Here is a 7,568-nt window from a genome sequence, read left to right as displayed (position 1 = left end):
GGGGCGGGGCGGGGCGGGGCGGGGCGAGCAGGCGAGACAGGGCCTCCCGCACCCTCGGCCTGAGTGTCCCGCCCGTAGCCCCGGTGTGGCGGGCCGGGCGGGACTGCCCGGCTGTCCGACCGTCCGGCTGACGTCAGGCCGCGGCCGTCAGGGGGCCGGAGACCGGGCGGGCCGCCGTCTGGACGAGGCCGGCGTAGGTGCGGCGGAGGGCGATGAGGGACTCCTGAGCCTCGCGGTAGACCGCGGCGTCGGGGCCGCCGCGGTGCGCGAGGGTGCGTACCGGGGCGCAGTGGCGGTCCATGGCGCTGAGCCAGGCACGGTGCTGCACGGGGAGGTGGCGGCGCAGGTGTTGGCGCCTGCCCTCGCCGGCCCGCCGCCCGCCGACGCCGAGCACCGCGTCCGCGGCCTGGAGTACCGGTGGTTCCAGGGCGCCCTGTTCGGCGAGCGCGCCGAGTACCGCGCGCTGCTGGGCGGTTGCCGGAGCCGCCGCCAGCCCCGCCGCCTCGGAGTGGAGCTGGGCGCGCAAGGAGTGCTGGATACGGACGAGGCGGCGCAGCGCCGTCGGAGTGGAGGAGTCGTCGGGTGCGCGGCCCGCGAGGGTTTCGGCGAGCCGGAAGAGCCAGATGCCGTGCGCCTCCAGCCGGGTCGCGGCCAGCATCAGCAGGTCCAGGCGGCTGAGCGGCTGCCCCTCCGGCGCCCAGCGGACGATCGGGACGAGCGGTTCCGTGCGGGCCAACTGGTCGATGGGGATGTGCCGACGGGGTTTGCGTTCGGGCGCCCAGTTGTGGAGCGCGAGCGTGGGCAGCGCGACGAACTGTTCATGGTCGATCCGGTGCGCGATGGCGGCCCACAGATCGAGGAATCCCTCGTCGGCGCACTGGCGCGCGGCCGGTGCGAGCGGGTCGAGTCCGCCCCAGCCGCAGGCCACCGCGATCACCGCCACCCGCATGGCGGCGGCCTCCGCGTTGCGTGGCGACAGTCGGGAGACCCGTTGCCGCAGGGCGCTCAACTCGTCCGCGTCGCGGGCCCGTTCGACGATGGCGACGGCGGCCTCGCGGCCGGGGGCGACCGCCACTTCGCGGGCCATGGCGTCCAGCCGGGTCCACGTACCGATCATGGAACGGACCGGTGGCCGCTCGGGCAGGAAGCCGTGTGCCCGCGGATCGTGCGGCGGGAGGGCGGAGGCGGTATCGCCCTGGGTGCCGAGCGGGTCGGCGCCGGTGGCCGACCGGGCGTCAGCATCCGGCCGGCCGCCCCCTGTCGCCCCCGGTGCCCGACGGGCCGGGACCCGGGGCGTGGGCGGTATACCGAGGTCGGGACCGGCTGCAGCCGTCCCCGCCGGTGTCGTTGCCGACGCCGTGTCCGTCGTCGCGCCGGTGGTCATGGTGGTGGTTGTGATCGTCATCAGCATTTCCCCGCGAACAGCCTGGCCAGGTGAATGTCCATGTCGAGGTAGCGGTCCTCGTGGCCGGGCGGCACGATCGCCGCGGTCTGCTCCAGCCAGGCGGTCAGCTCCGTCGCGCGTACCGACAGTTCGCAGACGTTCTCGTCGGTGGACAGCTCGATGTGGACCCGGCGCTGTCCGTTGAGTCCACGGAAGGGCCACACCCTTACGTCCCCCTCCCCCGCTTCGTCGCGCAGCCCGTTCAGCAGCAGCTCACGGGCGAACAGCCAGGTGGCGACCGTCCGGCCACGGCTGATGAAGACGACCTCGACCTCGAACGGACGGTCACTGCGGTAGCTGAACCGGCCCGCCACCGGCACCGTACCTTCCGGACCGAGGAGGAGCTGCATCTCAAGGGTGCGCTTGGCTGTCGACACCACGACGATCAACCTTTCCAAGGGAGGGGCGAGTCCCGGGAGACCCGAATCCGGGGCGCGCGTCCTAGCAGACGCTGCCGTGCAGGGTGGGGTTGCAGGAGGTGGGGAAGGAGTGACGGACGCCATGGTTTGCCGGGGCGCGCGGACGGGCCGGACCGGCCCTCGGTGCGGCCCGTACCGCCGTCCGCGCGTTCACGGGAAGACCCGCCGCCGGCGCCTGCCTCCGCGGCCGTGCCCGCGCGTGGACTCGGGCCTCGTGGCAGGTCCGTTCGCCGCCGGCCGGCCGCCGCGTGGCGAGCTGTAGCCGTCGATGTGTCCATGGCATCGGTGCGCCCCGCGTCCACCGGAATCACTCCGGCGGGCGCGGCCGGTCGGGCCGGTGAGCGGCGCGTGGGGACTCGGTACCGTCCGGGTATGCCGGACGGAGTCGGGCCGTGTGCACCGGGCCGGGGCCGGTATCGGGGTGCGGGGGCGGCGGCGCGGCGGTCTCGCCGGGAAGCGCGGTGCGGTCCGTACGGAATCGGGCACGGGTACGGGTGCTGGTGCGGTCCCCGTCCGGAGCTTCGTCTGGCGACGGGGGCCTCGTCCGGCGCGGCCGTGGCTGCTCGCGGGCATGCTGCGAGTCGGGCGGTCATGCGCGCGCCCGCGGGTGTCCGCGTGCCCGTATTCGGCGCATCCCGGCGCTGCCATTCCAGCTCCCCTCCAGACTCGTTCAGTTCTTTCGCCTCGGCTTTCGCCTCAGCCTCTCAACTGGCAGGAGATACCGCATGTTGACGGGGCAACTGATGTACTACGGCTACGAACTCGATCTTCACAGACCAATTCGGGCAACCGATTAGTCGAAAGTCCCGAGATCAAGGGCCTTTCGGCCCGCACCGGGAAAGTTTCTCGTGGGGTAATAAAGGCCGCATCAGAGTGAACGGGTGCGGCCCGCGCAGATGTGGCCCACCTCACAGCGCCTGCATGCATGGAAGCGGGTTAGGCGGTTCGGAGTATCGCCGGGGGTCGTGTAAAGTTCTTCAGGTCAGCGCGCGCCGCTAGCTCAGTTGGTTAGAGCAGCTGACTCTTAATCAGCGGGTCCGGGGTTCGAGTCCCTGGCGGCGCACGTAACACTGAGGCCCCTCGCCATGCGGGGGGCCTCAGTCATTGCATGGGGCGGCGGGGGCTCGTACCGGGCGGACGATCGGCGCGGACGGTGACCCTCGGTCCGAATATTTGTTCGGATTCACGGATCGCCCACCGAGCCACCGAGCCACCGAGCCACCGAGCCACCGAGCCACCGAGTTCGGACTGCCGATCATGGCCCGCGGTTCGCGATCCGCGGATCATCACCCCGCCCCCCACACCCCCGATTTACACGCCCACCGCGCCGCATCACACCGCGCCGCACCACCCCCGGCACTTCGGCAGCATCCCCCAGAATCCACACAGTCACCCCACAATTGCCGCGTAATTACTGCACAGTTGTGGATTCAACGGATACCCCGCGCAAGGATCACCCGGATTGCACTGCCTTGTCCCTAGGCAACATGTTCGGCCTTGCGATCATGGAAGTGGTTGGGCACCCTGACCTGGGACCTCGGCCGAATTCGGCCGTGATTCACAGGAGTTGGGGGTTGTACCGGTTGCCGTGTCACAGGCGCGGGGACCTCGCCGCACCGCGAGGAAGGCGAGGCGTTCGTGCACACAACCGGAATGGGCCCGTCACCGTCTCTCGGCGGGACGGTCGACACCAGTAGCCCGAGCCGGTCCGGGGGGACCGGGGCGCGGGCCATCGGAACAGTGCACGTGGCCGGCGCCGCGTGCGGGGGGATGGACTCATGACGTCGCCGCCTGAGGGCGCCCGGCCGCAGCATTCATTCGATCCGTCCGCGACGGCACGCCTGCGCGTACCACACCAGCAGCAGCGACGGCGGGCCCAGCGGCGCCCGTTGCCGCGCTACGACTACGAGCACTACAGCCGACTCGCCGGTCCACTCACCCAGCCGGAACCCGGCAAGCCCTATACGGTCCGCTACCGCTCACTGCTGGCCGGCGAACCGCACCGGATACGCGCGGCGCTGCTGCTCGGCGCCGCACCGCTGGTCTCGCTGGGGCTGCTCGTCTGGCTGATGCAGCCGGCCCACTGGACCGAACGCGACTACCCCGCCTACGACTTCCTGCCGGTCCTGGACACCGTCATGCTCGTCTCGATCGGGCTGATCGAGCTCTTCCGCTGCATGAACGTTCTCTCCAACGCGCACGCCACGCTCGTCGCCCGCGATCCCGTCCCGGTCGTCCCGGAGCGCGGCACCCGCGTCGCCTTCCTCACCTCCTTCGTGCCCGGCAAGGAGCCGCTGGCGATGGTGACGAAGACGCTGGAGGCGGCGGTCCGGGTGCGTCATCGCGGACTGCTGCACATCTGGCTGCTGGACGAGGGCGACGACCCCGAGGTCAAGGAGGTCTGCCGGCGGCTGGGCGTGCATCACTTCACGCGGAAGGGCGTTCCGCAGTGGAATCAGGCCAAGGGCCCGCACCGCGCCAAGACCAAGCACGGGAATTACAACGCCTGGCTCCAGGCGCACGGCGACAATTACGACTTCTTCGCGTCCGTGGACACCGACCACGTCCCGCTGCCGAACTATCTGGAGCGGATGCTCGGCTTCTTCCGTGACCCGGACGTCGGCTTCGTCATCGGCCCGCAGGTGTACGGGAATTACGACACGTTCGTCACCAAGGCCGCCGAATCGCAGCAGTTCCTCTTCCACGCGCTGATCCAGCGGGCCGGGAACCGTTACGGTGCGCCGATGTTCGTCGGCACGTCCAATGCCGTGCGTATCAGCGCCCTGAAGCAGATCGGCGGGCTGTACGACTCGATCACCGAGGACATGGCGACCGGCTTCGAGATGCACCGGCACCGCAATCCGCAGACCGGCAGGAAATGGCGGTCGGTCTACACACCGGATGTGCTCGCGGTCGGTGAAGGACCCACGGCGTGGACGGACTTCTTCACCCAGCAGCTGCGCTGGTCGCGTGGAACGTACGAGACCATACTCAAGCAGTTCTGGAAGGCGCCTTTCACGCTGCCGCCCGGCCGGCTCTTCAACTACACGATGATGGTCATCTTCTATCCGATGTCGGCGCTGAACTGGATTCTGGCGGCGCTCAGTTGTGCGCTGTTCCTGGGACTGGGCGCATCGGGTGTGCAGATCGATCCTTCGGTGTGGATGATGCTGTACGGCAATGCCTCGGCATTGCAGATCGGGCTGTACGTCTGGAACCGCCGGCACAATGTCTCCCCGCATGAGCCGGAGGGCTCCGGTGGTGTCGCCGGAATGGTGATGTCCGCGCTGTCCGCGCCGATTTACGCGCGTTCGCTGTTCGATACCGTGCTGCGCCGCAAAAGCACGTTCGTGGTGACGCCGAAGGGTGATTCGTCCAGCCCGGACACGCTGTTCGGCACGTTCCGGGTGCATCTGTTCTTCCTTCTCGTCTTCGGCGGCTCGCTGGGCGCTTCCTTCGTACTCGGCCACAGCCATCCGGCGATGATCACCTGGGCAGCGCTCGCCCTGCTGATCACGGCCGCGCCGATCGTCGCCTGGCGGCTGGGCGTACGCGCGCAGCAGCGCGGCCGGAAGACGGCCGAAGACGGCCGGGCCGCTGCCCCTAACGCCGCCCAGACCGCCGACCCGGCCGCCGCCCCGGCCCTCGGATCGGCCGCCTCCTAACAGACCATGCAGATCGCCCTTGGGGGACGTCACACATGAAGTACCGTCCGAGCCGTCGCGCCCGCAGAGTGGCGATAGCGACGGCGGTGGTGCTCGCACTGGCCGGGGTGAACGGCCCGGCTCTCTACGGCTTCGCCTCGGAGAAGTACCACCAGTACACGATCAACAAGCCGGAGTACAAAGCGGCGAAGGGCCACTGGGATGTCGTCGACGTTCCGGACGCGTACCGCATCAACACCATCCACGCGGCTCTGCTGCACACCGGAAAAGTGCTGCTGGTCGCCGGTTCCGGCAACAACGCGGCGAATTTCAAGGCGAAATCGTTCCGTACGGTGCTGTGGGATCCGGAGCGGAACACCTTCAAGAACATCCCCACGCCCAAGGACCTCTTCTGCTCCGGGCACACCCAGCTGCCGAACGGCAATCTCCTGGTGGCGGGCGGCACGCAGCGTTACGAGAAGCTGGGCGGCGATGTGAAGAAGGCCGGCGGCCTCATGATCGTCTACAACGAGAATCCGGACGGCCCCAAGACATTCCCGGCCGGCACGCTGTTCACCGGCAAGCAGAACGACAAGACGTTCGCCTCCAAGGACGCGATCGTGGTGCCGCGTGCGAAGAAGACCAAAGACCTGGCGACCGGCCGGGTCACCGTGACACACAGCGAGGCCCGGGTATACGTCGAGGCACTCAAGGACGGCCCCGCGTATTCCACCGGCGCTCAGGACAACTACCGCATCCACGGTCTGACCGGTGCCGACGCCCAGAATTTCTACGGCATCGCACAGAAACTCTCCTTCGACAAGAAGGATTTCCAGGGCATCAAGGACTCCTTCGAGTTCGACCCGGTGGCCGAGCGCTATATCTCCGTCGACCCGATGAACGAGGCGCGCTGGTATCCGACGCTGACCACACTGGAGGACGGCAAGGTCCTTTCGGTCTCCGGGCTGGACGAGATCGGGCAGGTCGTCCCGGGCAAGAACGAGATCTACGACCCCGCCACCAAGAAGTGGACCTACCTGCCCAAGCAGCGGTTCTTCCCGACGTATCCCGCGCTCTTCCTCACCGACAAGGGCCGGATCTTCTATACCGGTTCCAACGCGGGCTACGGTCCGGACAACGTCGGCCGCACCCCCGGCATCTGGGATCTGAAGTCCAACGCGTTCCGGGTCGTGCCCGGCATGAGCGATCCGAAGATCCTGGAGACGTCGATGTCCGTGCTGCTGCCGCCCGCGCAGGAACAGCGGTACATGGTGCTCGGCGGCGGCGGGGTCGGCGAGGATCCCCGTTCGACGGCCAAGACCCGGATCGTGGATCTGCACGCCCCCAGCCCGCGGTTCACGGACGGCCCGGATCTGTACGAGAAGGCCCGCTACCCGAGCAGCGTGATCATGCCGGACGACACGGTGCTGACCACCAACGGTTCGGGCGACTACCGCGGCCGCAGCGACTCCAACGTGCTCAAGGCCGAGCTGTACGACCCGAAGGCCAACACCTCCCGTCCGGTGGCCGATCCGCTGGTGGGCCGCAACTACCACTCCGGCGCCCTGCTGCTGCCGGACGGCCGGGTGATGACCTTCGGGTCCGATTCGCTCTACGCCGACAAGGACAACACCAAGCCCGGCGTCTTCCAGCAGCAGATCGACCTCTACACCCCGCCGTATCTCTTCCGGTCCTCGCGCCCCGAGCTGACGGATCCGGGGCCGAAGACGGTCGCGCTCGGCGGCACGGCGACGTACCGCTCCCCCCGCCCCGTATCGATCAAGAAGATGCGGCTGATCCGGCCCGGTTCGTTCACCCATGTCACCAACATCGAACAGCGGTCGATCGCGCTGGACTTCACGGCAACGAAGGACAGGGTGACGGTCACCGTGCCCAAGGACCCGTCGCTGGTCCCGCCCGGCTGGTACATGCTCAACGCGGTCGACGACCAGGGCACACCGTCCAAGGCGGTGTGGGTGAAAGTCCCGCAGGCGGGGAATCCTGGCTGACGGGCGTGCCTGGTGGGTGGCGCTAGTGGGCGGGCGGGGGGTGGGCGCGGGG

General features: G+C 69.0%; 4 protein-coding genes and 1 tRNA gene. 3 read left to right on the top strand and 2 right to left on the bottom strand.

What is annotated here, in order from left to right:
- Positions 1-133: 133 nt before the first annotated feature.
- Together IH09_RS35775 and IH09_RS35770 are read right to left on the bottom strand one after the other, a co-directional pair.
- Positions 134-1,405: a hypothetical protein gene (locus IH09_RS35775; RefSeq protein WP_094794894.1), complete on the bottom strand. Its 1,272-nt coding sequence runs from the start codon at positions 1,403-1,405 to the stop codon at positions 134-136.
- A complete protein-coding gene (locus IH09_RS35770) occupies positions 1,405-1,824 on the bottom strand; it encodes an SsgA family sporulation/cell division regulator (RefSeq protein WP_242641272.1) in 420 nt (139 codons plus the stop codon). Before IH09_RS35770 ends, IH09_RS35775 begins: the two co-directional genes overlap by 1 nt.
- A gap of 1,028 nt (positions 1,825-2,852) precedes the next feature.
- Here IH09_RS35770 and IH09_RS35765 point away from each other — a divergent pair.
- The 3 genes from IH09_RS35765 (at position 2,853) to IH09_RS35755 (ending at position 7,516) form a co-directional block, all read left to right on the top strand.
- Positions 2,853-2,926 (top strand) — tRNA-Lys (locus IH09_RS35765).
- A gap of 715 nt (positions 2,927-3,641) precedes the next feature.
- Positions 3,642-5,528 carry a glycosyltransferase family 2 protein gene (locus IH09_RS35760; RefSeq protein ID WP_052861925.1) on the top strand — a complete coding sequence of 629 codons (1,887 nt, stop codon included), beginning with the start codon at positions 3,642-3,644 and terminating at the stop codon, positions 5,526-5,528.
- Between the two features lie 35 nt (positions 5,529-5,563).
- Positions 5,564-7,516 carry a radical copper oxidase GlxA gene (locus IH09_RS35755; RefSeq protein ID WP_052861924.1) on the top strand — a complete coding sequence of 651 codons (1,953 nt, stop codon included), beginning with the start codon at positions 5,564-5,566 and terminating at the stop codon, positions 7,514-7,516.
- Positions 7,517-7,568 lie beyond the last annotated feature (52 nt).

The organism is Streptomyces celluloflavus (genome assembly GCA_000720995.1).
Lineage (GTDB): Bacteria > Actinomycetota > Actinomycetes > Streptomycetales > Streptomycetaceae > Streptomyces > Streptomyces celluloflavus.
Note: the sequence above shows the minus strand (reverse complement) of the source record. Positions and strands in the feature narration are given on the sequence as shown.

What these genes read in the sequence shown, in the direction of transcription:
- IH09_RS35760 (WP_052861925.1), top strand. Translation starts at nt 3,642, where the DNA reads ATGACGTCGCCGCCTGAGGGCGCCCGGCCGCAGCATTCATTCGATCCG.
- IH09_RS35775 (WP_094794894.1), bottom strand. Translation starts at nt 1,405, where the DNA reads ATGACGATCACAACCACCACCATGACCACCGGCGCGACGACGGACACG.
- IH09_RS35755 (WP_052861924.1), top strand. Translation starts at nt 5,564, where the DNA reads ATGAAGTACCGTCCGAGCCGTCGCGCCCGCAGAGTGGCGATAGCGACG.